At 69.5% G+C, this 20,396-nt stretch carries 21 protein-coding genes and 2 tRNA genes; 11 read left to right on the top strand and 12 right to left on the bottom strand.

Features of this window, described 5'->3' with window-relative positions:
* Positions 1-82: 82 nt before the first annotated feature.
* Together pepN and IEY60_RS25210 are read right to left on the bottom strand one after the other, a co-directional pair.
* Positions 83-2,674: an aminopeptidase N gene (pepN, locus tag IEY60_RS25205; protein WP_189032960.1), complete on the bottom strand. Its 2,592-nt coding sequence runs from the start codon at positions 2,672-2,674 to the stop codon at positions 83-85.
* Between the two features lie 178 nt (positions 2,675-2,852).
* Positions 2,853-3,800 (bottom strand): NADP-dependent oxidoreductase, encoded by a 948-nt coding sequence (locus IEY60_RS25210; protein WP_189032961.1) that lies wholly within the window; start codon positions 3,798-3,800, stop codon positions 2,853-2,855.
* A 70-nt stretch (positions 3,801-3,870) separates the two neighbouring features.
* Between IEY60_RS25210 and IEY60_RS25215 the strand changes: the two genes are divergently transcribed.
* Positions 3,871-4,827 (top strand): GlxA family transcriptional regulator, encoded by a 957-nt coding sequence (locus IEY60_RS25215; RefSeq protein ID WP_189032962.1) that lies wholly within the window; start codon positions 3,871-3,873, stop codon positions 4,825-4,827.
* Between the two features lie 248 nt (positions 4,828-5,075).
* Positions 5,076-5,912, top strand: a complete 837-nt coding sequence (locus IEY60_RS25220) for a phosphoribosylaminoimidazolesuccinocarboxamide synthase (protein ID WP_189032963.1) — start codon at positions 5,076-5,078, stop codon at positions 5,910-5,912.
* 57 nt (positions 5,913-5,969) lie between these two features.
* Here the strand turns inward: IEY60_RS25220 and IEY60_RS25225 are convergent, their stop codons facing one another.
* A complete protein-coding gene (locus tag IEY60_RS25225; RefSeq protein WP_189032964.1) occupies positions 5,970-6,326 on the bottom strand; it encodes a winged helix-turn-helix transcriptional regulator in 357 nt (118 codons plus the stop codon).
* 50 nt (positions 6,327-6,376) lie between these two features.
* Here IEY60_RS25225 and IEY60_RS25230 point away from each other — a divergent pair, with 50 nt between their 5' ends.
* Positions 6,377-7,270 carry an NAD(P)-dependent oxidoreductase gene (locus IEY60_RS25230; RefSeq protein WP_268241491.1) on the top strand — a complete coding sequence of 298 codons (894 nt, stop codon included), beginning with the start codon at positions 6,377-6,379 and terminating at the stop codon, positions 7,268-7,270.
* Between the two features lie 51 nt (positions 7,271-7,321).
* Here the strand turns inward: IEY60_RS25230 and IEY60_RS25235 are convergent, their stop codons facing one another.
* Positions 7,322-8,044 (bottom strand): NAD(P)H-dependent oxidoreductase, encoded by a 723-nt coding sequence (locus IEY60_RS25235; RefSeq protein ID WP_189032966.1) that lies wholly within the window; start codon positions 8,042-8,044, stop codon positions 7,322-7,324.
* 124 nt (positions 8,045-8,168) lie between these two features.
* Here IEY60_RS25235 and IEY60_RS25240 point away from each other — a divergent pair, with 124 nt between their 5' ends.
* On the top strand, positions 8,169-9,116 hold the full coding sequence (locus IEY60_RS25240; RefSeq protein ID WP_189032967.1) for an AraC family transcriptional regulator: 948 nt from the start codon (positions 8,169-8,171) through the stop codon (positions 9,114-9,116).
* Here IEY60_RS25240 and IEY60_RS25245 read toward each other — a convergent pair whose 3' ends face one another.
* From IEY60_RS25245 to IEY60_RS25255, 3 genes are read right to left on the bottom strand one after another with little or no spacing between them, the layout of a single operon-like run.
* The gene (locus IEY60_RS25245) at positions 9,117-9,548 is read right to left on the bottom strand and encodes a nitroreductase family deazaflavin-dependent oxidoreductase (RefSeq protein ID WP_189032968.1); all 432 of its coding nucleotides are present in this window, start codon (positions 9,546-9,548) and stop codon (positions 9,117-9,119) included.
* A 45-nt stretch (positions 9,549-9,593) separates the two neighbouring features.
* Positions 9,594-10,070 (bottom strand): NUDIX hydrolase, encoded by a 477-nt coding sequence (locus tag IEY60_RS25250; RefSeq protein WP_189032969.1) that lies wholly within the window; start codon positions 10,068-10,070, stop codon positions 9,594-9,596.
* A gap of 25 nt (positions 10,071-10,095) precedes the next feature.
* The gene (locus tag IEY60_RS25255; RefSeq protein WP_189032970.1) at positions 10,096-10,506 is read right to left on the bottom strand and encodes a MarR family winged helix-turn-helix transcriptional regulator; all 411 of its coding nucleotides are present in this window, start codon (positions 10,504-10,506) and stop codon (positions 10,096-10,098) included.
* Positions 10,507-10,579: 73 nt separating this feature from the next.
* On the opposite strand from IEY60_RS25255, the gene IEY60_RS25260 reads away from it, so the two are divergent.
* Positions 10,580-10,993 (top strand): MarR family winged helix-turn-helix transcriptional regulator, encoded by a 414-nt coding sequence (locus IEY60_RS25260; RefSeq protein ID WP_189032971.1) that lies wholly within the window; start codon positions 10,580-10,582, stop codon positions 10,991-10,993.
* 159 nt (positions 10,994-11,152) lie between these two features.
* On the opposite strand, the gene IEY60_RS25265 is transcribed toward IEY60_RS25260, so the two are convergent.
* From IEY60_RS25265 to IEY60_RS25275, 3 genes are all read right to left on the bottom strand, one after another.
* A complete protein-coding gene (locus tag IEY60_RS25265; protein WP_189032972.1) occupies positions 11,153-12,451 on the bottom strand; it encodes an RNA polymerase sigma factor in 1,299 nt (432 codons plus the stop codon).
* Positions 12,448-12,843, bottom strand: coding sequence for a YciI family protein (locus IEY60_RS25270; protein ID WP_189032973.1), 396 nt, complete (start codon positions 12,841-12,843; stop codon positions 12,448-12,450). The genes IEY60_RS25265 and IEY60_RS25270 overlap by 4 nt, the downstream gene beginning before the upstream one ends.
* Positions 12,844-12,949: 106 nt before the next feature.
* On the bottom strand, positions 12,950-14,170 hold the full coding sequence (locus IEY60_RS25275; RefSeq protein WP_189032974.1) for an NAD(P)/FAD-dependent oxidoreductase: 1,221 nt from the start codon (positions 14,168-14,170) through the stop codon (positions 12,950-12,952).
* Between the two features lie 151 nt (positions 14,171-14,321).
* On the opposite strand from IEY60_RS25275, the gene IEY60_RS25280 reads away from it, so the two are divergent.
* The gene (locus IEY60_RS25280; protein ID WP_189032975.1) at positions 14,322-14,966 is read left to right on the top strand and encodes a mycothiol-dependent nitroreductase Rv2466c family protein; all 645 of its coding nucleotides are present in this window, start codon (positions 14,322-14,324) and stop codon (positions 14,964-14,966) included.
* Positions 14,967-15,015: 49 nt separating this feature from the next.
* On the opposite strand, the gene IEY60_RS25285 is transcribed toward IEY60_RS25280, so the two are convergent.
* Positions 15,016-16,200 (bottom strand): M48 family metallopeptidase, encoded by a 1,185-nt coding sequence (locus tag IEY60_RS25285; protein WP_229740107.1) that lies wholly within the window; start codon positions 16,198-16,200, stop codon positions 15,016-15,018.
* 36 nt (positions 16,201-16,236) lie between these two features.
* Here IEY60_RS25285 and IEY60_RS25290 point away from each other — a divergent pair, with 36 nt between their 5' ends.
* Positions 16,237-16,710 (top strand): ribose-5-phosphate isomerase, encoded by a 474-nt coding sequence (locus tag IEY60_RS25290; protein ID WP_189032976.1) that lies wholly within the window; start codon positions 16,237-16,239, stop codon positions 16,708-16,710.
* Between the two features lie 155 nt (positions 16,711-16,865).
* Positions 16,866-17,669 carry an Fpg/Nei family DNA glycosylase gene (locus IEY60_RS25295; protein WP_189032977.1) on the top strand — a complete coding sequence of 268 codons (804 nt, stop codon included), beginning with the start codon at positions 16,866-16,868 and terminating at the stop codon, positions 17,667-17,669.
* A 57-nt stretch (positions 17,670-17,726) separates the two neighbouring features.
* On the opposite strand, the gene IEY60_RS25300 is transcribed toward IEY60_RS25295, so the two are convergent.
* On the bottom strand, positions 17,727-18,683 hold the full coding sequence (locus tag IEY60_RS25300) for a GGDEF domain-containing protein (RefSeq protein ID WP_110039617.1): 957 nt from the start codon (positions 18,681-18,683) through the stop codon (positions 17,727-17,729).
* Positions 18,684-19,379: 696 nt separating this feature from the next.
* On the opposite strand from IEY60_RS25300, the gene IEY60_RS25305 reads away from it, so the two are divergent.
* The 3 genes from IEY60_RS25305 (at position 19,380) to fabG (ending at position 20,375) form a co-directional block, all read left to right on the top strand.
* A tRNA-Gly gene (locus tag IEY60_RS25305) sits at positions 19,380-19,450 on the top strand.
* Positions 19,451-19,492: 42 nt separating this feature from the next.
* Positions 19,493-19,569: transfer RNA gene (locus tag IEY60_RS25310), tRNA-Pro, on the top strand.
* 47 nt (positions 19,570-19,616) lie between these two features.
* Positions 19,617-20,375 carry a 3-oxoacyl-ACP reductase FabG gene (fabG, locus tag IEY60_RS25315; RefSeq protein WP_189032978.1) on the top strand — a complete coding sequence of 253 codons (759 nt, stop codon included), beginning with the start codon at positions 19,617-19,619 and terminating at the stop codon, positions 20,373-20,375.
* The last annotated feature ends 21 nt before the right edge of the window (positions 20,376-20,396 follow it).

The raw sequence follows: 20,396 nt of genomic DNA on the forward strand, positions 1-20,396 counted from the left end.
CGCGCCGCACGCCGGACCCGGGTACGAACTGCGCGAAGGCCCGGCGCGGCGAACTCGCAGCACCGGGCCCTCGGACAGCCGGCTACTTGGCGTCGAATTCCCGTGCGCGCAGGGAACGTTCGATACCGGCCCGGCCCTCGGAGACCAGGCGGTAGAGGGCGGGCGGGTGATCGCCCGCCAGGAACTCGTCGGCCTTGGCGACGGCGTCCTCGGTGATCGCCCAGTGCGGGTACAGGCCGATGACGACGGTCTGGGCGACCTCGCTCGAGCGGCGCTCCCACACGGCGGGGATCTCGGCGAAGTACTTGTCCACGTACGGGGCGAGCAGCTCGCCCTGACCGGCGGGCGCGAAGCCGCCGACGATGGCGCGGGCGGTGATGTTGGGCACCGAGTCGTCGCCCATCACCGTCGCCCAGGCCTGCTCCTTCACCTCGGCGATCGGGCGCGCGGTGGCGGCCGCGGCGGCCTGGCGCTTGCCCGCCGCCGTCGGATCGCCCGCCAGCTCGGCGTCGATGGTCGGCGAGTCGACACTGTCGGCGTCGATCTGCCCGGCCGCCGCCAGCGCGGTGACGATGCGCCAGCGCAGGTCGGTGTCGACGGTGAGCCCGGGCAGCCCCGCCACGGCCGGATCGCCGTCGAGCAGCTGAGCCAGCACGCCGGTGTGGCGCGGCGCGAGCAACGCCCCGGTCAGCGCGTTGACGAAGGCCAGCTGATGATCCGAGCCCGCCTCGGCCTCGCGGGCCAGCTCGAGCAGCCGGTCGGCGAAACCGGGCCAGCCCTCCTGCTCGGCCCACACCGGATCGGCGTAGCTGGAGATGGCGGTGGCCGCCTGCATGAGCAGCCGCTGCACCACACCGATCTCGGACTCCGCGCCGATCCCGCGCTGCACCAGCGCGACGAAGTCGCGGGCCTTCATCTCGGCCTGGCGGGTCATCTCCCAGGCCGCCGACCAGGCCAGCGTGCGCGGCAGCGAATCGGCGATGTCACCGATGCGCTGCACGACCACGTCGAGCGAATCGGGGTCGAGGCGCAGCGAGCAGTAGGTGAGGTCGTCGTCGTTGACCAGCACCAGCTTTCCGCGCGGCACGCCCGCCAGCTCGGGTACCTCGGTGCGTCCGGTCGCGTCGAGGTCGAGCTCGGCGCGGTGGGTGCGCACCAGCTTGCCGTCGACATCGTCGTAGACGCCGACCGCGATCCGGTGCACGCGGTGCTCGCCGGCGCCGGGCTCGGCGCCCTCCTGCACCACGGCGAAACTCGAGAACGTGCCGTCCGGCGCGACGAGGAAGTCGGGACGCAGGATGTTGAGGCCGGTGGTCTTGAGCCACTGCGCGCCCCAGCTCGACAGGTCACGGCCCGACGCCTTCTCCAGCGCGGCCAGCAGATCGTCGAAAGTGGCGTTGCCGTAGGCGTGTTCGGCGAAGTAGTCACGCAGACCGGCCAGGAACGGCTGCAGGCCGACATAGGCGACGAGCTGCTTGAGTACCGAAGCGCCCTTGGCGTAGGTGATGCCGTCGAAGTTGACCTCCACCGCGTGCAGGTCGGGGATGTCGGCGGCGATCGGGTGGGTCGAGGGCAGCTGGTCCTGGCGGTAGGCCCAGGACTTCTCCACATTCGCGAACGTGGTCCAGGCACTGGTGTATTCGGTGGCCTCGGCCTGGCACAGCACCGAGGCGAAGGTCGCGAACGACTCGTTGAGCCACAGGTCGTCCCACCACTTCATGGTGACCAGATCGCCGAACCACATGTGCGCCATCTCGTGCAGCACGGTCTCGGCGCGGCGCTCGTAGGACGCGCGGGTCACCTTGGACCGGAACACGTAGTCCTCGAGGAAGGTGACCGCGCCCGCGTTCTCCATCGCGCCCGCGTTGAACTCCGGCACGAACAGCTGGTCGTACTTGCCGAAGGCGTACGGCACGCCGAAGTTGTCGTGGTAGAAGGCGAAACCCTGCTTGGTCTCGGTGAACAGCCGCTCGGCGTCCATGTGCTCGGCCAGCGAGGCGCGGCAGAACAGGCCGAGCGGGATCTCGCCGTGGCTGTCGGTGTAGGAGTCTGTCCACGTCGCGTACGGACCGGCGATCATGGCGACCAGGTAGGTGCTCATCTTCGGGGTGGTCGCGAAGGTGTGCCGCACGACCGCGCCGACCTTGTGCTCCTCGGCGGTGGCGCCGTTGGAGACGACCCGCCAGTCCCCGGGTGCGGTGGCGACGATGTCGAAGGTGGCCTTGAGGTCGGGCTGGTCGAAGCAGGCGAACATCCGCTTGGCATCGGCGGTCTCGAACTGCGAGTACAGGTAGACGTTGTCGTCGGTCGGGTCGACGAACCGGTGCAGGCCCTCGCCGGTGTGCGAGTACTCGCAGTCGGCCTCGACGACGAGCTCGTTGGTCTCGGCGAGATCGGGCAGCGTGATCCCGGTCGACTCGTCGTAGTCGCTCACATCCAGCGGAGTGCCGTTGAGCACGGCCGAACGCACCCGCGGCGCCACCAGGTCGATGAAGGTGCTCGCGCCGGGCGTGGCGGTGAAGGTGACGGTGGTCTTCGAACCGAAGGTGTCCGACACTGCCGAACCCGCGCCTCGCGGCTGGTCGGTGAGGTCGAGTTCGATCCGATAGTTCTGCACGGCCACGGTGGCGGCGCGTTCGACCGCCTGGTCGCGGGTGAGATTCGGGGCGGACATAGATCTCCTTCGTCGTCGACGAACACGGCACGGTCGCGCGTTCCGGTCTGCACCGGTGCGCACATCAGCGTCCACAATGCCACTTGCCGTCGGACCCCGCTCACGAGTTTCCGGCCTCGCCGCCACCGCGTGCCCCGGGTCGGCGCCGCCGCGCACCTGCCGGGCGGCGCCGGCCTGGTCAGGGCACGGTGACCACGAGCTTTCCGAGCGTCCGGTCGGTCTCGCCGAGCGCGTGCGCCTTCGCCGCTTCGGCGAGCGGGAACACCCCGGCGATGGTCGGCCTGAGCTCGCCCGACGCGAGCAGCGCGGCGACGGCCCGCATCCCGGCATGATCGGCCTCGACGAGCAGCGCGGCGAAACGGGCGCCCTGCCGGGCCGCCTCGGCGGGCAGGTCGGTCCCGGTGCTCGCCAGGATGCTGACGAGCAGTCCGCCGGGTCGCAGAGTCGGCAGGGATCGGCGGCTGTTCTCCTCTCCGAGGGTGTCCAGGACCACGTCGACATCGTGGACGACCTCGGCGAAGTCGACCTCCCGGTAGTCGATCAGCTCGTCGGCGCCGAGTGCGCGCAGGTGCTCGTGCTTGGCGGCGCTCGCCGTCCCGATGACATACGCGCCCCGCGACTTCGCGATCTGCACCGCCAGATGCCCCACCCCGCCCGCGGCCGCGTGGATCAGCACCCGTTGCCCCGCTTGGACATTCGCGGTGTCGACCAGGGCCTGCCAGGCGGTCAGCGCGGCGAGCGGCGTGGCACCGGCCACGATGTGGTCGACGTTGTCCGGCTTGCGAGCGAAGGCACGCGCGGGCCCGATGACGTACTCGGCCAGCGAACCGTGCCCGTGCGGGTAGGGCAGCATGCCGAATACCTCGTCGCCGGGCTCGAACAGAGTGACGCCGTAGCCGACGGCCTCGACGACGCCGGAGACATCCCAGCCGAGCACGAAAGGCGGTGCGGGCAAGAACAATCCGGGAAGAGCGCGATGCTTCCAGTCCGTCGGGTTGAGGCCGACCGCGTGGACGCGGATCAGCAGCTGGCTCGGGCCGGGGGCCGGACGGGGGAGTTCGATCTCGCGCAGGACCTCGGGTCCGCCGAGAGTGTCCTGGCTGATGGCGCGCATGGTGTCGGTCATGGCGTCAACGGTGCCGGGTGCGCGGCGCCGGGGAAATGGCAGAAAGGTCATCATCCGATAGAATCGTGCCATGCATCGCGTGGTGGTTCTGGCTCTCGACGGCGTGTATCCGTTCGAACTCGGTACGCCGCAGCGGGTCTTCGGCAGTCTCGACGACCGCTACGAGGTGCTCACCTGTTCCGCGGACGGCCTGCCGGTACGAACCTGCGCCGACTTCCGGATCACCGTCGAGCACGGACCCGAGTTGCTGGCGACCGCCGACACGGTGGTGGTCCCGGCATGCGACATCTCCGAGTCGGTCACCGGACTGGGCGAGGTGACCGGGGACGCGCTCGCGCGAATCCGGCCGGGTACCCGGATCGTCTCGATCTGCACCGGCGCGTTCGTCCTGGCCGCTGCGGGTCTGCTCGACGGGCGACCCGCGACCACCCACTGGCGCCTTGCCGAGTCGTTCCGCCTGCACTTCCCGCAGGTGCGGCTCGACCCGGACGTCCTGTTCGTCGACGACGGTGACGTTCTCACCTCGGCGGGCGCGGCCTCCGGTGTCGATTTGTGCCTGCACATCGTGCGCGCCGACCACGGCAGCGCGGTGGCCAACCACGTGGCCCGCCGCTGCGTGGTGCCGCCGTGGCGCGAGGGCGGGCAGGCGCAGTACATCGACCAGCCGGTCCCCGATCCCGCGGTCGCGAGCACCGCCGCGACCAGGCACTGGGCGCTCGAACACCTCGAGCTTCCGCTGACCATGGCGGAACTGGCCGCGCACGCGCGAATGAGCCAGCGCACCTTCGCCCGCCGGTTCGTCGACGAAGTGGGGATGAGTCCGGGCCGCTGGCTCACCCAGCAACGCGTGGCCAGGGCCAGGCACTTGCTCGAGGCCAGCGATCTGTCGGTCGAGCAGATCGCGAGCCGCGTCGGCTTCGCGACGGGCACCTCGCTACGCCAGCACTTCCAGGTCGCCGTCGGCGTCGCCCCGCTGGCCTACCGCCGCACGTTCCGCGTCGCCGATGGTGAGCGCGCGACCGCCTGACCAGCAACCCCGACAGACTGCGGCCGGTCCGGATGCGGCCCGGCGACCGCCACCGCGGCGGAGCTGCGGCCGGCCGGGCACACACCCGCGATCGCCACCGGCGCGGAACCGTGGCCTCGGCGAGAGCGCGCCGGACCGGAATGTGACCGGCCTCGCGTCGCGGTGACCAGGCCGAATCCGGTCACCGGGCGGGCCGGTAGAGTTCCGGGCGAACCCAGTACGCCCACCCAGGATTCGGAGGCTCGACGTTGAAGCATTTGCACGCCGGGAAAGTTCGTGACCTCTACGAGGACGGCGACACCCTGCTGCTGGTTGCCTCGGACCGCGTGTCGGTCTACGACGTCGTGCTGCCGACGCCGATTCCGGAGAAGGGCGCGCTGCTGACCCAGCTGTCGAACTGGTGGTTCGAGTACTTCACCGGCATCCCCAACCACGTGGTCTCCGCGACCGATGTGCCCGCCGAGTTCGCCGGGCGCGGCATCCGGGTCAAGCCGCTGAAGATGGTGCAGGTCGAGTGCATCGCGCGCGGGTACCTGACCGGGTCGGGGCTCAAGGAGTACCAGCAGTCCGGGACCGTGTCGGGCATCGCGCTGCCGCCGGGGCTGCGGGACGGCGACAAGCTGCCCGAGCCGATCTTCACCCCCTCCACCAAGGCCGCCGAGGGGCACGACGAGGCGATCAGCTTCGCCGATGTGGTGAACCAGGAGGGCCGCGAGGTCGCCGAGAAGCTGCGTGACCTGACCCTCGAGATCTACTCGCGCGGCGCCGAGCATGCCGCGAAGGCGGGCGTGATCGTCGCCGATACCAAGGTCGAATTCGGCTGGGACGGTGACGTGCTCACCCTCGGCGACGAGGTGCTCACCTCCGACTCCTCGCGCTTCTGGCCCGCCGACGAGTGGGAGCCGGGCCGCGCGCAGCGATCCTTCGACAAGCAGTTCGTGCGCGACTGGTCGACCTCCACCGGCTGGAACAAGGAGTACCCGGGCCCGGAGATCCCCGCCGACGTGGTCGAGGCGACCCGGCGCAAGTACGAAGAGGCCTACGAGCGCATCACCGGCCAGACCTGGAGGGGCATCCAGGCCTGAGATCGACGCGGTGCCCGTTGATCGACGGGCACCGCACTGCTCTCTCGCGTCGAGCTGTCAGTGCACCGGCGCCGCAACACCCTTGACCTCGCAGATGTGGTCCATGTGCTCGTTGCCCCACGCGCCGAGCGTCACCAGCGCCGCATTGAGCGAGACGCCGAGCTCGGTGAGCGAGTACTCCACCTTCGGCGGCACCTGCGGGTAGATCTCCCGGCTGACGATGCCGTCGTGCTCGAGCTCGCGCAGCTGCTGGATCAGCATCTTCTCCGTCACTCCTGGCACCATCCGCTTCAGATCGCCGAAGCGCTGCGTCCCGGTGGACAACGCCCACAGGATCAGCGCCTTCCACTTGCCGCCGACGACGTCGAGCGCGGCATCGATACCGCAGGAATACGGACGCTCTCGCTGCTTCATCTTCGCCTTACTTACTTTTCGGTGAGTATTGGACTTGATAGTCGGTACTTGTGAAGTGTACCGCTACGGGCGAATCTAGGAGTGCGTCGCCGACCGGCGGCGAGAGCTTCGAACCAAGGGGAAACATGACCAACTCGGCGACGGCACAGCGGGTTTCGGTAATCGGCCTCGGCGCGATGGGCACCGCGCTGGCGCAGGCGCTGCTCGCGGGTGGCCACCAGGTGACGGTGTGGAACCGCACCGCGGCGCGGGCCGAGGCGCTCGTGGCCGAGGGCGCGGTGCTCGCCGCGACTTCCGCCGAGGCGATGGCGGCTGCGGATCTGGTGATCCTGTGCGTGCTCGACGACCCGGCGGTGCGTGAGCACATCGAGCCCGCCGCGGCGCAACTGCGCGGCCGCACCGTGGTGAACCTGACCACCACCACGCCGGAGCAGGCGCGGTCGCTGGGCGCATGGGCGCTGGCCAACGAGGTCGACCTGATCGACGGCGGCATCATGGCCGTGCCGTCGATGATCGGCGGACCGGCGGCGTTCGTACTCTACAGCGGCGCGACCGCGGCCTTCGATCGGTTCCGCGCGGTGCTGGAGCTGTTCGGCCGGGCCGAGTTCGTCGGCGCGGATTTCGGCGCAGCGGCGATGTACGACCTGGCGATCCTGGGCGGCATGTACTCGATGTTCGCCGGCTTCCAGCAGGGCGGCAAGATGGTGCGCACCACCGGTGGCACCGCCGCGCACCTGGCCACGCTGATGGCGCCGTTCCTGCAGGCGATGACGACCATGTTCGCGCAGTACGCGCCCGGCATCGACGACCCGGACAACTACGTCCCGGAGCAGAGCGCCGAATTCACCGCGAGCGCACTCGGCACCATCGACAAGGCGGCCGCCGAATCCGGAACGCACACCGAACTGTTCGGTGTCTTGCTGCGCGCCCTGCCGGGTATCTAGTTCGGGCCCGATCGCGCGGTGACCGTGACGGTCACCGCGCGGACCCCGCCCTCAGGCGTTGACCAGTTCGGCGGCGAGGAAGTCGTCGACGAAGCCCTCGGCGGTCGCCTCGAACGCGGCGTAATGCGCGGTGCGGGCGTCACCGCTGATCGCCTCGCCGATGACGAGATTGCCTTCGGCGTCCAGGCTTTGCGGCTGGTCCTCGGCGTCGGGGAGCAGGCCGACCCGGGAGTCGGCGAAGCCGCTGTAGTAGGCCAGTCCCTCGCTGAGCTGGGCTTCCAGCAACTGCTGCATGCCGGGGATGATCTCGTCGCCCGCGGTCGCACCCGCGAGCCCGAGCCACAGGATGCGCTTGCCCGCCAGGCGCGGCTTGCTGCGGCCGTAGGCGAATCCGTAGTTCCAGACGCTGTCGATCCAGCCCTTGAGCGTCGCGGGCACGCTCTGCCAGTAGACCGGGAAGACCACGACCACGACCTCGGCGGCCAGCAGGCGCCGCATATGCGCCTCGGTGCCGGGGGCGTACTGCTTGTCGCGGTTGCCCCACTCGGGCTGGTCGGCCACGGTCATCCGGGGGTCGAAGTTCTCGGCGTGCAGATCAAGGAAGTCGATCGTGTACCCGGCGGCGGTGAGCCGGGCGGCCGCGCGGCGCGCGATATGGGCGGACAGCGAGTCGGCGCGGTGGTGGGCGAGCACGACAAGTGCTGTGCGAGTGCCTGATTCGGACTGATTCGACCCGGTGGTGGTCGGCACGGTGGTGGTGGGCGACTGCGACACGGTGGGCTCCCTGTTCGATCGTGGGTGGGGCGGTGCGCCCCGTGCCTACGAGTCAACCGTGATTCGCGTGGACGATCTATGGGTGATCATCTCCGGTTGATAGGAGTTCGTCTACGCTGATGGCATGGACCCGTTGAGTTCGCTACTGAGTGGTATCCGTGCCGACGGCTCGGTCGTCGCCCATGCCGTCCTGCGCGCACCGTGGACGATTCGCTTCGCCGACCGAGCGCCGCTGATCATGGTGTGCGTGCTGCGCGGCGGCGGCACCCTGGTGCTCGCCGACGGCTCGCGCACCCGGCTCGGCGCGGGCGACACGGCGGTGGTGCAGGCCGGTGAACCGTTCCAGCTCACCGATACCGAGGCCGTGCCCGATCGGCCGCTCACCGAGTACGAGCTGTCCTGCTTCGTGCCGGACGGGTTCGGCCGGACCGATTCATCCTGCGCCGCACCGGAATCGGACGAGGAGATCGCCGAAACCGGTGCGCCGGGGGAGACCTCGCTGATCGTCGGTGCTTATCGCGCCTCGGGCAGGCGGCACGAACGCCTGCTGCGCGCCCTGCCGCCGGTGATGGTGGTCGCCGCCGACAGCGACGTGTGCGCCTGGCTCGAGGATTCCGCCGCCGAGGCGGTCCGGCACAGCGCGGGCTCGCAGGCCATGATGGACCGTCTGCTGGACTGGTCGCTGGTCTGCAATCTGCGCACCTGGCTCGCCGAGCAGCAGCACTGCGCCCCCAACTGGTATCGCGGCATGGCCGATCCGGTGGTGGGCCCGGCGCTGGAAGCCATCCACGCCAAGCCTTTCGAGCGGTGGACGGTCGCGAGCCTGGCCGCCGAGGCCGCCGTGTCGCGGGCGCTGTTCGCCAAGCGATTCACCGAGGTGATCGGGGAACCGCCGCTGACCTACCTCACCGAGTGGCGGATGGCCGAAGCGGAGGAACTGCTCGCCGATCCCGCCCGCAGCGTCGCCCAGGTGGCGACCACCGTCGGCTACTCCGACGCGTTCGGTTTCAGCGCGGCCTTCAAGCGCTCGCGGGGCAGCAGCCCGACGGAGTTCCGGGCCGCGCTCGTCTGATCAGGCTCGTGGTGTGAGCAGCACCAGTGGGATCTCCCTGCTGGTCTTGGTCTGGTAGTCGCCGTAACCCTTGTACCCCTTGACGACCCGGGGCCACAGCTTCGCTCGTTCCTCGGGGGTGGCGACGTGAGCCGTCATCGGTCGCTTCGGACCGGTCTGCAGCGACACCTCGACGTCCGGGTTGTCGCGCAGGTTCAGGTACCAGGCCGGGTGGGTCGGGTCGCCGCCGCGGGAGGCCACGACGACGATCGTGTCGCCGTCGATGACCGGGGCGGTCAGCATCACCGTGCGCGGCGCGCCGGATTTGCGGCCGATCGTGGTCAGCTCGAGGGAGGGCATCCCGAAGATGCTGTTGCCGATGCGGCCACGGCTGAGGGCGAGCAGGGCGCGGTGGCCGGCGTTCATGATCTTCAGCTGCAGGTCGGTGGGCATGACCGCAATGTACTCCGTCCAGGTAACCGACCGGCGTGTCCGGATTCAGCCCAGGTGTTCGGTGAGACGGGTGAGAAAGGGGCGCTGACCTTTCCCGAGTTTGTCCTCCGCGGTGGCCGGATCGAACCAGGCCACGCGGTCGACTTCGGGGAACACACCGGTGCGGCCGGAGCGCGGTGGCCATTCCATCTCGAACGTGCCGGGGACGACCTCGGCCGGATCGAGATCGCCCTCGACGGCCCACACGGTGACGGTCTTGCGCCTGCCGCCGCTGCCGTAGCGCACCTCACCGAGGTCGATCCAGTCGCCGTCGGGCACCGGGAGCCCGAGCTCCTCGGTGAACTCCCTGGCCGCGGCCAGGCGCGCCGATTCCTCGTCGGGGACATACTCGCCCTTGGGAATCGACCACGCCGAGGAGTCCTTCTTCGCCCACAGCGGGCCACCCATGTGCCCGAGCAGAACCTCGATCCCGGCCTCGCCGCGGCGGTATAGCAGCACGCCCGCACTGAATACGTCAGTCACCCGTGCGAGTCTGCCAGCATCGCCGTCAGTCGAGGCCGTCGACAAACCGGCCGAGCAGGCGGGCGAAGGTGGTGCGGTCGGTCTCGGACCAGCCGGTCATCGCCCGGTCGAAGGCGCCGCGGCGGCGATCGTGCGCCCGGTCGAGCAGGTCCCGGCCGTGCTCGGTGAGCACGAGCAGCGAGCGTCGGCCGTCGGATTGGTCGGCGACGCGGCGCAGGTATCCCGCGGTGACGGCGGCGGCGACAAGCTTGCTGGCGCGCGGCTGATCGACGGCCAGCGCGGCGGCAACGGTGGACACGGTGGGCTCGGTCGCGTCCTCGACGACGTCGAGCACGTCGAAGGCCTGTCCGCTCGGCTCGTCCGCGGCCAGGGTGCGCCGGGTCTGGCGCCGCCGGATGGCGATCATCGCCCGTTCGATCCGCTCCACCTCGTCCACGGGCTCATGCTACCGTCGGACATGTACATGTAATAGAACATATAATTGCTGAAGTGCATTTGAAGGAGGTTCGATGACCGAACGCAGGCTGATCGGCTACCAGGTCAAACGCCTGGACCAGCTCATCGAGGCGACCTTCGACCAGACGGTCGAGAGCGTCGGGATGTCCCGGCGCGAGTGGCAGACGCTCAACACGATCATCCGCGACCCCGCTGCCGACCTGACGGAGGCACTGCGCCCGTTCTGGGAGGTTGACGGCGAGTCGATCACCGACGTCACCGCCGCCTTGGCCGCGCGTGGGTGGATCACCCGCGACGCGGACGGCCGGTATGCCGTCACCGACACGGGGCTGACAGTGCACGAGTCTGCGGCCCGCGCGGTGGGCATCGTCCGCCGACAGCTGGCCGACGGCATCGCCGAGGCCGAATTCGCCACGCTCACCGGCACTCTCGCGCGAATGATCGCGAACCTCGAACAAGCAGGCTGACCCGGTCTCGACCGCACACGTCGGGCACTTCGGCATCCAGACCCTCATATGTCGGTGCGAGCTGACGTCGAATGTGCGCTGGCGGGTGCTGACCCACGACCTCGGCGTTGGCGAACATGCACGCTGACCGACACTTCGCGCGACGGTTTCGCGGCGAGTTCAGTGGGTCGGCGCGGCCTTGCCGGAGTTCGGGCCGCCGACTTTCTCGACGCCGGGCTGTTCGCGTGGACCCGAGCGAACGGCCGATACGGCCTCGCGCGAACGCAAACGGGCGGCGCGCAGCAGCAGGTAGTCGCGCTCCGGCACGCTCGCCGTCTGCTTGGCGGCCAGCTGATAGTGCGTGACTGCAGCGGCGTCATCGCCCGTCATCTCGTGCAGGTGCCCGCGCACCGCGGCGAGCCGGTGGGAGCGGGCCAGCGGTTCGGCGACGGCGTCGACCACGGCGAGTCCGGCGGCGGGGCCGTGCACCATGGCGGTCGCCACGGCCCGGTTCAGGGTGACCATCGGGTTCGGGTTGGTACGCTCGATCATGGTGTAGAGCAGCAGGATTCGCGCCCAGTCGGTGTCCTCGAACCGCGCTGCCTGCGCGTGCAGGCCCGCGATCGCGGCCTGGATCTGGTACGGCCCGGACAGGCCGGCGGGCATGGTCGCGGTGAGCAGGCGCAGGCCCTCGGTGATCTGGGTGCGGTCCCAGCGGGACCGGTCCTGTTCGTGCAGGGGGATCAGCTCGCCGTGCGGTCCGGAGCGGGCGGCGCGGCGAGCGTCGGTGAGCAGCATCAGGGCGAGCAGGCCGGTGACCTCGGTGTTCGCCGGTAGCAGGGCACGCAGCGCGCGGGTCAGCCGGATCGCCTCGGCGGACAGGTCGGCCCGGCGCAGCCCGGCGCCGGAACTGCTGGTGTGTCCTTCGGTGAAGATCACGTACAGCACCTGCAGCACCGCGCTCAGGCGGGCGCTGTCGTTCGCGCCGTCGGCGAACGGCCGGTCGGTCCCGGCGAGCCGTTTCTTGGCGCGGGAAATGCGTTGCGCCATGGTCGCTTCCGGGACCAGGAACGCGGCGGCGATCTCGCCGGTGCTCAGGCCGCCGACCGCGCGCAGGGTCAGGGCGATCGCGCCCGCGGGTGGCAGATCCGGATGGCAGCACAGGAAGTACATGTCGAGGGTGTCGTCGCGCCCGGTCGCCTCGACGGGGACATCGCGGACGAAAACCGTTGTCTCCCTGCGTCGCCGCGCGACCTCGGCGCGCACCGCGTCGGCCATTCGCCGCTGCGCCACCTGGATCAGCCAGCCGCGCGGATTGCCCGGCAGGCCCTCGGTGCGCCACTGCGTGGCCGCCGCGAGCAGCGCGTCCTGCACGGCGTCCTCGGCCAGATCGAAATCACCGAACCGGCGGACCAGCACGCCGAGGACCTGCGGGGCGAGCTCGCGCAGCAGGTCCTCGGTGTGCGGCGCGGTGCTCACGCGGTGGGCGCGCTCATGATCTGGCGTACCTCGATGTACTCGCCGAGCGGCTTGCCGCCGGGTCCTGGCGCGGCCGAAGCCTGCGCGGCGATCTCGATCGCGCGTTCGGGGGAGTCGACGTCGACGATCCAGTAGCCCGCCAGGAACTCCTTGGTCTCCGGGAACGGGCCGTCGGTCACCACCGGCGTCGAGCTGCCGTCGGAGCACACGACCATCGCCTGCTCCGGGCCCGCCAGGCCCTGGGCGTCGACTAGCTCGCCCGCGGCGGCGAGCTGTTCGCCCAGCGCCCGCTGGAAATCGATGTGGGCGGCGATGTCCTCGGGCGCCCATTCCGGCAGCGGGGTGCTGCAGTAGGCGGCGTCGGAGTAGGTCTTGACCAGCATGTACTTCATCGGAATACTCCTGGTGTCGGTGGCGCCTTCCTGGCGCCCTCGAGACATGGTCGGAGCCGATGCGCGCCGTTCGACACCTCGGCTCCCGCCATTGCTATGACCTGTGTCACAAAGGAGTGTCGGGGTTGGCGATGCGGTCCGGATCGACCGGCTCGCCCGTCAGGATCAGCTGCTTGATCCGCTCGGTCACGTCCCACACGTTGACGTTCATGCCCGCGCGTACCCGGTTCTGCGGGTCGAGCCAGAACGCAACGAACTCGCGTTCGGCCTGGTCGCCGCGGACCACCACGCGCACGTCGTCGTCGCGGCCGACATAGCCGGTGTACTCCATGCCGACGTCGTACTGATCGCTGAAGAAGTACGGAAGCCGGTCGTAGGAGGCGGGTTTGCCGAGCATGGTCAGCGCGGCGACGGCGGGCTGGTTGAGCGCGGTGGCCCAGTGCTCGACGCGCACCCGCCGGTTCAGCAGCGGATGGTCCTGCTCGGCGATGTCACCGACCGCGACCACATCCGGGTCGCTCGTGCGCAGACCCGCGTCGACCAGCACGCCACCGTCCGCCGCGAGTCCGGCCGCGAGCGCGGCCTCGATATTGGGCTGGGCGCCGACCGCGACCAGCACCGCCTCCGTGGGGATCACGGTGCCGTCGCCGAGCTGCACGCCGGTGGCGCGGCCGTCGTCGGTCAGGATCGTGTCGACCTTGGTGCCGGTGCGCAGGTCGACGCCGTGCGCGCGATGCAGCTCGGCGTAGAACGCGCCCATCTCCGGGCCGAGCACGCCGAGCAGGGGCAGCTCGGCCGCCTCCAGCACGGTCACCTCGACCTGCCTGGCCCGCGCCTGCGCCGCGACCTCGAGGCCGATCCAGCCGCCGCCGATGATCACCAGCTGCCGGTGCGTCCGCAGGATCTGGGCGAGCACATCCGAATCGCCGATCGTGCGCAAGGTGTACACATTCGGCGCGTCGGCGCCGGGAATGGGCAGCGTGCGCGGACGCGAACCGGTGGCCAGCGCCAGCTTGTCGTAGCTCAGGGTGGATTCGTCGGGCAGCGTCACCGTGTGGGCGCGCGGATCGAACGCCGTCGCCGTGGTGCCCAGCCGCAGGTCGATGTGATGATCGCGGTACCAGGAACCCTGGTCGACGGTGAAATCGGGCAGCTGCTGGGTGCCCGCCAGATGCTGTTTGGACAGGGGCGGCCGCTCATAGGGCAGCTCCTCCTCTGCGGCCAGCACTGTCACCCGGCCGTCGAAGTCGTTGGCGCGCAGGGCCTCGGCGAGCTTGGCTGCACCGAGCCCGCCACCGATGACGACGAAATGCTGATTCGAGCTCATGAACGGACTCCTTCTCGCGGACGACCGGGACTCCTCGCCGTCGAGCCTAGTGCGCGAGATCACCGCAAGGGAACGATTCCGGGCGTGGCGCGGTTGCACCAACCGGCGGGGCGTTGCGACCTGCCCAACTGTGACTCGAGAGGAAAGCTCCGTGAGCGATCAAGCCACGAAGGACGTCGTCGATTTCTGGTTCGACCCGCTGTGCCCCTGGTGCTGGATCACGTCCCGCTGGATTCTGGAAGTGGAGAAGGTGCGCGACATCGAGGCGCGCTTCCATGTGATGAGCCTGTCGGTGCTCAACGAGGGCAAGGACGATCTGCCCGAACGCTACGTCGACCTGATGGCCGCGGGCTGGGGCCCGGTCCGGGTCGCGATCGCCGCCGCCGAGAAGGTGGGCCAGGAGATCCTGGCGCCGCTCTACACCGCGCTGGGCACCCGCATCCATGAGCGCAAGGACGAATACGAGCGCGAGACCGCGCAGGAATCCTTCGCCGCGGTCGTCGCCGACGCCCTCGCCGAGCTCGACCTGCCCGCCGAGCTCGCCGATGCCGCCACCAGCACCGAGTTCGACAAGGCGCTGCGGGAGAGCCACCACGCGGGGATGGACAAGGTCGGCCCCGATGTCGGCACCCCGACGATCCACGTCAACGGCGTCGCCTTCTTCGGTCCGGTGCTCTCGCGCATCCCGCGCGGCGAGGACGCGGGCCGCGTGTGGGACGGCGTGGTCGCCCTGGCCTCGTACCCGCACTTCTTCGAACTCAAGCGCACCCGCACCGAAGACCCCGTGTTCGATTAGCGGCTGGCGCCGCGAGGCGGCCGAAAACCGTGGTGGTCTGGTCGGATGCTCAGGCCTTCGGCGGTAGTGCGGGCGGCGCCGCGTTCAGCGGATAGTCACCGGGCGGCGGGATCATGGCGGGCTGCGGTGCGCTCGGGCGCCAGAACATGGGGCCCGGCTTGCTCCGGTCACGCAGCGCCCACATCCGCCAGGTCAGCACGGGATGGCTCGACATCGCGTTGACCAGCAGCACGAAGCCGCCCTTCTCCTGCGCCGCCCGGTCGGCCATCTCGTCGAACCCGACGTCGGTATTGAGGTACTTGCCCGCGGCGAGGGTGGCCATCGCGCCGGGCGCGCCCAGGTGCCGGTTGCAGAAACCGTGATTGTCGGCGGTGTACTCCTGCGCCCGGATCAGCGACGACCCGAGCAGCGGCAGCCACGGCGCGACGAACATGCCCAGCTGACGCCAATACGACACGTGCCCGGCCGCGATATGGCCGACCTCGTGGCCGATGATGAACGCCAGCGCGTCGGGTTCGCGGGCGGCGCCGCCGATTTCGAACAGATCGCTGTAGACCACGACGAACCGGCGGAACCCGTGCCCGGACGCGAACGCGTTGATCTGGCCGTTGCCGAGCACCACATACGCGTCGGGCACCTTCGCCATCCCGAAACGCGCCGCGGCCTCCTGCACCAGCCGGTAGCCCTCGGGGAATTGCGTCGGCGACATCTTGACGCCGTTGATCCGCATCCGCGCGTAGTTCATGCCTCGGCCCGCCCACAGCAGCACCGGCGCGAACAACAGCAGCAGCACATACGGGCTGGTCAGAACCGAACCGCTGACCTCTTCCCCGCGCTCGTCGACCACGGGATCGGCCACCACCTCGACCACCAGCATCAGCAGCGCGAGCAGATACGCGACCGAGGTGAGCATGATGACCACCACCAGCAGCGGGATCTCCCACGGATGCCGGGCAGGCATCCCGAACGGTGACAGCCCGCGCGGGTGGTGCCGCGGCGGCAGCGGCGGACCACCGGGCGGGTAATAGCCTTGCGGCACCGGCTGATACACGCCGAGAAACCGCTGGGCCTGTGAAAACGCCCCGATCTGCGGTGCGGGGAACCCGACGGTCTGCGCGCCCGGCTGCTGCCACGGTGACGACGGCGGTGCTGCCCCCGGTTGGTCGGCGGACGGTCCTTGCTGCGTGGGTGGAGGACCTGCCGAAGGCGGAGAATGCGGTTCGTGCGGGTGCATGAAACGACTCTAAGCGGGCCTGACACAATCGCAGCCATGCGCGTTTACCTGGGTGCCGACCATGCCGGTTTCGAACTGAAGAATCACGTCAAGGCCCATCTGCAGGAGGCCGGACACGAGGTCGTCGACTGTGGCGCCCTCGAATACGACGCTCTCGACGACTACCCCGCCTTCTGCATCGAGGCTGCCCGCCGCACCGTCGCCGACCCGGGCTCGCTCGGCCTGGTCTTCGGTGGCAGCGGCAACGGCGAGCAGATCGCCGCCAACAAGGTCCCCGGCGCCCGCTGCGCCCTGGCCTGGAGCGTCGAAACCGCCAAGCTGGCCCGCGAACACAACAACGCCCAGCTGATCGGCATCGGCGGCCGCATGCACACCACCGAGGAAGCCCTCGCCATCGTCGACGCGTTCATCGCGCAGCCGTGGTCGGAAGAGGCCCGTCACCAGCGTCGCATCGACATCCTCGCCGATTACGAGAAGTCCGGCGTTGCCCCCGAGGTCCCGGCTTACTGATCCGCCTCTCCGCGAATCTTGGCCAGACCTAGGTGCGGGGTGGTTTGGGGACGCGGCCGGCGGTGGGCTGGCTGGTTGGGTCAGCTCGTACCCGGTGAGTTACCCATGTGCTTGCGAGATCAGTTGGTGAGTTGTGATTGAGGAGGGTGTGTTTCTTGCCTGAGGGGCACACCCTTCACCGCGTAGCCCGCCTGCACCACGAGCGGTTTTCTGGTGGCGCTGTGCGGGTTTCGAGTCCGCAGGGGCGCTTCGCCGAGGGCGCCGCGCTGGTGGACGGGCGGGTGCTCGAGCGGGCCGAGGCCGTCGGCAAGCATCTGCTGCACCACTACGAGTCCGGGCTCACCGTGCACGTGCACCTCGGGCTGTACGGCACATTCAGCGAGGCCGAGCTGCCGATGGGACCGCCCGTCGGGCAGGTGCGGATGCGGATGATCGGGGCCGCAACGGAATTCGGGACCGATCTGCGCGGGCCGACCGCGTGCGAGGTGCTCAACCCCGCCGAGGTGGATGCCCTGGTGGCACGACTCGGCGCCGACCCGCTGCGGCCCGATGCCGATCACGAACGCGCCGGTGCGCGAATCCGGCGCTCCCGCAGGGCGATCGGCGCGCTGCTGATGGACCAGGCGCTCATCGCCGGCGTCGGCAATGTCTACCGCGCGGAAGTCCTTTTCCGGCACGGCATCTCGCCGTTCCGGCCGGGCACGTCGGTCAGCGCCGCCGAATGGGACGCGCTGTGGGCCGATCTCGTCGACCTGATGCCGGTCGGCGTCGCCACCGGCCGCATGCACGTCGTGCGTCCCGAACACGACACCGGCGCACCGTCGTACGCCCAGGACCGCCCACGCACCTACGTCTACCGCCGCCAGGGCGAACCGTGCCGGGTCTGTGCGACACCGATCGCGCACCAAGTCATGGACGGGCGAAATCTGTTCTGGTGCCCCACCTGTCAGCCGGCGTGAGGGCAGCGCTCGAGAAGGGTTGAGCCGGACCGCGAAGTGCAGGCTTCGCGATCCGACTCAGCCCGCGACCGCGGTTCCCAGTTCCGGGTCGCCCGATTCGGCGAGCGCGAAACGCCGCCCGCCCGCGGATTTCGCCGAATACATCGCGCGGTCGGCGCGACGCAGCAGGTCGGTGAAATCGCACGTCTTTCCCGGCGCGCAGAACGCCGTGCCCACGCTCGCCGAGACCGGTACCGGCCCCGCGCTCGACCACACCGGGTCGCGCAGCGCCGCCACCACGCGGTGCGCCAGCTCGCCGAGGGTGTCGCGGCGCGGATTGGCCGCGACGACGAACTCGTCGCCGCCGTACCGGCAGATCACCGTGTCGGGCGGGCACACCTCGCGCAGCCGGTTGGCCAGTTCGACCAATACCTCGTCGCCGATCGCGTGTCCGTAGCCGTCGTTGATCTGCTTGAACCGATCCAAGTCGACTACCAGCACGCCGACGCCGCGGGTCGGGTCGGCCGCGAAGGCCCGTACTCGTTCCTGCAGCAGCGTGCGGTTGGCCAGATCGGTGAGCGCGTCGTGGGTTGCTTCGTGGCGCAAGCGGTGCTGCAGCGCGGCGATCTCCTGTACGCGCAGTGACACTTTCGCCGAGATGTTCTGTTCCTGTTGCGCGAGCGCGCGTTCCTGCAGCGCCTGCGCGTAGCTGTCGATGGCCTGGCTGGCGACCAGCGGCCAGCGGGTGGCCACCAGCGATCCCGGCACGCCGGAAGGGAAGCCGAGCAGCCAGCGGGTGGCATGCGCCAGCATCCTGGTGCGTTCGAACGGCGCCTCGGCCAGCCGGGCGCCCAGCATCCGCGCCTGTGGCACCGGGAACGGTTCGGTCCGAGCCAGATGCAGCAGCCGCTCGACGATCTCGACGAGCACCGGCTCCAGCTGGTGCGGCGCCGTGGACGATCCCGGTTCGGCGCACACCGCGCGGGCCCAGGCGCGGGCCATCGCGGCGACCGGTGGCTCGATGTGGACAGTCATCGATATCACCGGCGGAAGGTGGCGACGGTCTTGCCACCTCGATCGTTCGCACTGCTACGCGGTTGAGTCCACCGAGTTCGGTACACGCTCACCGCCCCCTTTCCAGATACCCCCGTCCGGCAAAAAGGATCCTAGCAAGCCACCCGAGACCTAAAAGCCGCGTAGTAGAACACGTTGCAGGTCTCTCGCGAATGGCGATCGGGTATGACATCGCTGCAGGCGCTCAGGTGTTACACACTTCCCGAAAGAATTTTGGGAGCACCGAAACGTGCAGCGTGTTGCCCATCTCGAGGTGGTGGACGTTGGGTCGCCAATGGGTTCCTCCTGGCAAAGGGGCGAGTCGTGACACAGCGGCCGAGTGACCACGACTCCCCCCGACAAGGAGCCGTCACGCGCCATCTCATGGTGGCCTACTCGCCGCCCACATGCCAGGTTTTTAAGGAAAATTCTCCTATTTATTCCCCCGGTGAGCAGGCGCCGGTCCCCATAGGCGCGCATCAACAATGGTGGCGGTCGGAGGGTTTCCGCGGATAGGGTCATTAGGCCCTAATCGGGCGCAGCGCCGGCGGGTGAGATCACCGCGGGGGAGGGCGCGTCGCCGTGCTCGCCAGGGGGCGGATTGGCATTTATCGCGCGGGATTCGGTACAGTCGTGGCGCACACGACATCGTGGCGATCCCATCGATGTCGTATGCCTGCGGGTGTAGTTCAATGGTAGAACCTCAGCCTTCCAAGCTGATGGTGCGGGTTCGATTCCCGTCACCCGCTCAAACATGAATTCCCTCGACGGCGTCGCCGCCTGCGAGGCCTCGGGGTGTAGCGCAGCTTGGTAGCGCATCCGCTTTGGGAGCGGAGGGTCGCAGGTTCAAATCCTGTCACCCCGACCATCACCATTTCGCCCAGTCCAGGTTGTGTCGGCGCGGTAGGAGTGCTCATGTCCACGGAACGCAGGGTCGCGATCGTCACGGGTGCTGCACGCGGTATCGGGGCCGCCGTCGCGGGCAGGCTCTCCGCCGACGGATTCGCCGTCGCCGTCCTCGATCTCGATGCCGCCGCGTGTGTGAACACCGTCACCGCCATCGAAGCCGCCGGGGGCACCGCCCTCGCCGTCGGCGCCGATGTCTCCGACGAAGCTTCGGTCGCCGCTGCGGTCGAGCGGATCGCGACCGAGCTCGGTGCGCCGACCGTGCTGGTCAACAATGCCGGGGTGCTGCGCGACAACCTGCTGTTCAAGATGTCGGTCGACGACTGGGACACCGTCATGAACGTGCACCTGCGTGGCGCCTTCCTGATGACCCGCGCGGTGCAGAAGTACATGGTGGAGGCCGAGTTCGGGCGCATCGTGAACCTGTCGAGCACCTCCGCGCTCGGCAATCGCGGTCAGGCCAACTACTCCGCCGCCAAGGCGGGCATGCAGGGCTTCACCAAGACCCTGGCCTTCGAGCTGGGCAAGTTCGGTGTCACCGCCAACGCGATCGCGCCCGGTTTCATCGAGACCGAGATGACCGCGGCCACCGCGGCCCGGGTCGGCGTCGACTTCGAGGCGTTCAAACAGGCCGCCGCGGCGCAGATCCCGGTCAACCGGGTCGGCAAGCCCGAGGACATCGCCAACACCGCGTCGTTCTTCGTGAGCGAGGGCGCCGGCTTCGTGTCCGGTCAGGTCATCTACGTCGCAGGCGGACCGAAGGACTGACCCGCGGGCCCGTTGCGCGCG

The organism is Nocardia rhizosphaerihabitans, assembly GCF_014646295.1.
Classification (GTDB): Bacteria; Actinomycetota; Actinomycetes; order Mycobacteriales; family Mycobacteriaceae; genus Nocardia; species Nocardia rhizosphaerihabitans.

Bases quoted from the DNA above. Each gene is read 5' to 3' on its own strand.
- IEY60_RS25285 (WP_229740107.1), bottom strand. From the start codon at position 16,200: ATGCACCCGCACGAACCGCATTCTCCGCCTTCGGCAGGTCCTCCACCC.
- fabG (WP_189032978.1), top strand. From the start codon at position 19,617: ATGTCCACGGAACGCAGGGTCGCGATCGTCACGGGTGCTGCACGCGGT.
- IEY60_RS25300 (WP_110039617.1), bottom strand. From the start codon at position 18,683: ATGACTGTCCACATCGAGCCACCGGTCGCCGCGATGGCCCGCGCCTGG.
- IEY60_RS25270 (WP_189032973.1), bottom strand. From the start codon at position 12,843: ATGAAGTACATGCTGGTCAAGACCTACTCCGACGCCGCCTACTGCAGC.
- IEY60_RS25240 (WP_189032967.1), top strand. From the start codon at position 8,169: ATGGACCCGTTGAGTTCGCTACTGAGTGGTATCCGTGCCGACGGCTCG.
- IEY60_RS25215 (WP_189032962.1), top strand. From the start codon at position 3,871: ATGCATCGCGTGGTGGTTCTGGCTCTCGACGGCGTGTATCCGTTCGAA.
- IEY60_RS25260 (WP_189032971.1), top strand. From the start codon at position 10,580: ATGACCGAACGCAGGCTGATCGGCTACCAGGTCAAACGCCTGGACCAG.
- IEY60_RS25245 (WP_189032968.1), bottom strand. From the start codon at position 9,548: ATGCCCACCGACCTGCAGCTGAAGATCATGAACGCCGGCCACCGCGCC.
- pepN (WP_189032960.1), bottom strand. From the start codon at position 2,674: ATGTCCGCCCCGAATCTCACCCGCGACCAGGCGGTCGAACGCGCCGCC.
- IEY60_RS25290 (WP_189032976.1), top strand. From the start codon at position 16,237: ATGCGCGTTTACCTGGGTGCCGACCATGCCGGTTTCGAACTGAAGAAT.
- IEY60_RS25225 (WP_189032964.1), bottom strand. From the start codon at position 6,326: ATGAAGCAGCGAGAGCGTCCGTATTCCTGCGGTATCGATGCCGCGCTC.
- IEY60_RS25210 (WP_189032961.1), bottom strand. From the start codon at position 3,800: ATGACCGACACCATGCGCGCCATCAGCCAGGACACTCTCGGCGGACCC.
- IEY60_RS25275 (WP_189032974.1), bottom strand. From the start codon at position 14,170: ATGAGCTCGAATCAGCATTTCGTCGTCATCGGTGGCGGGCTCGGTGCA.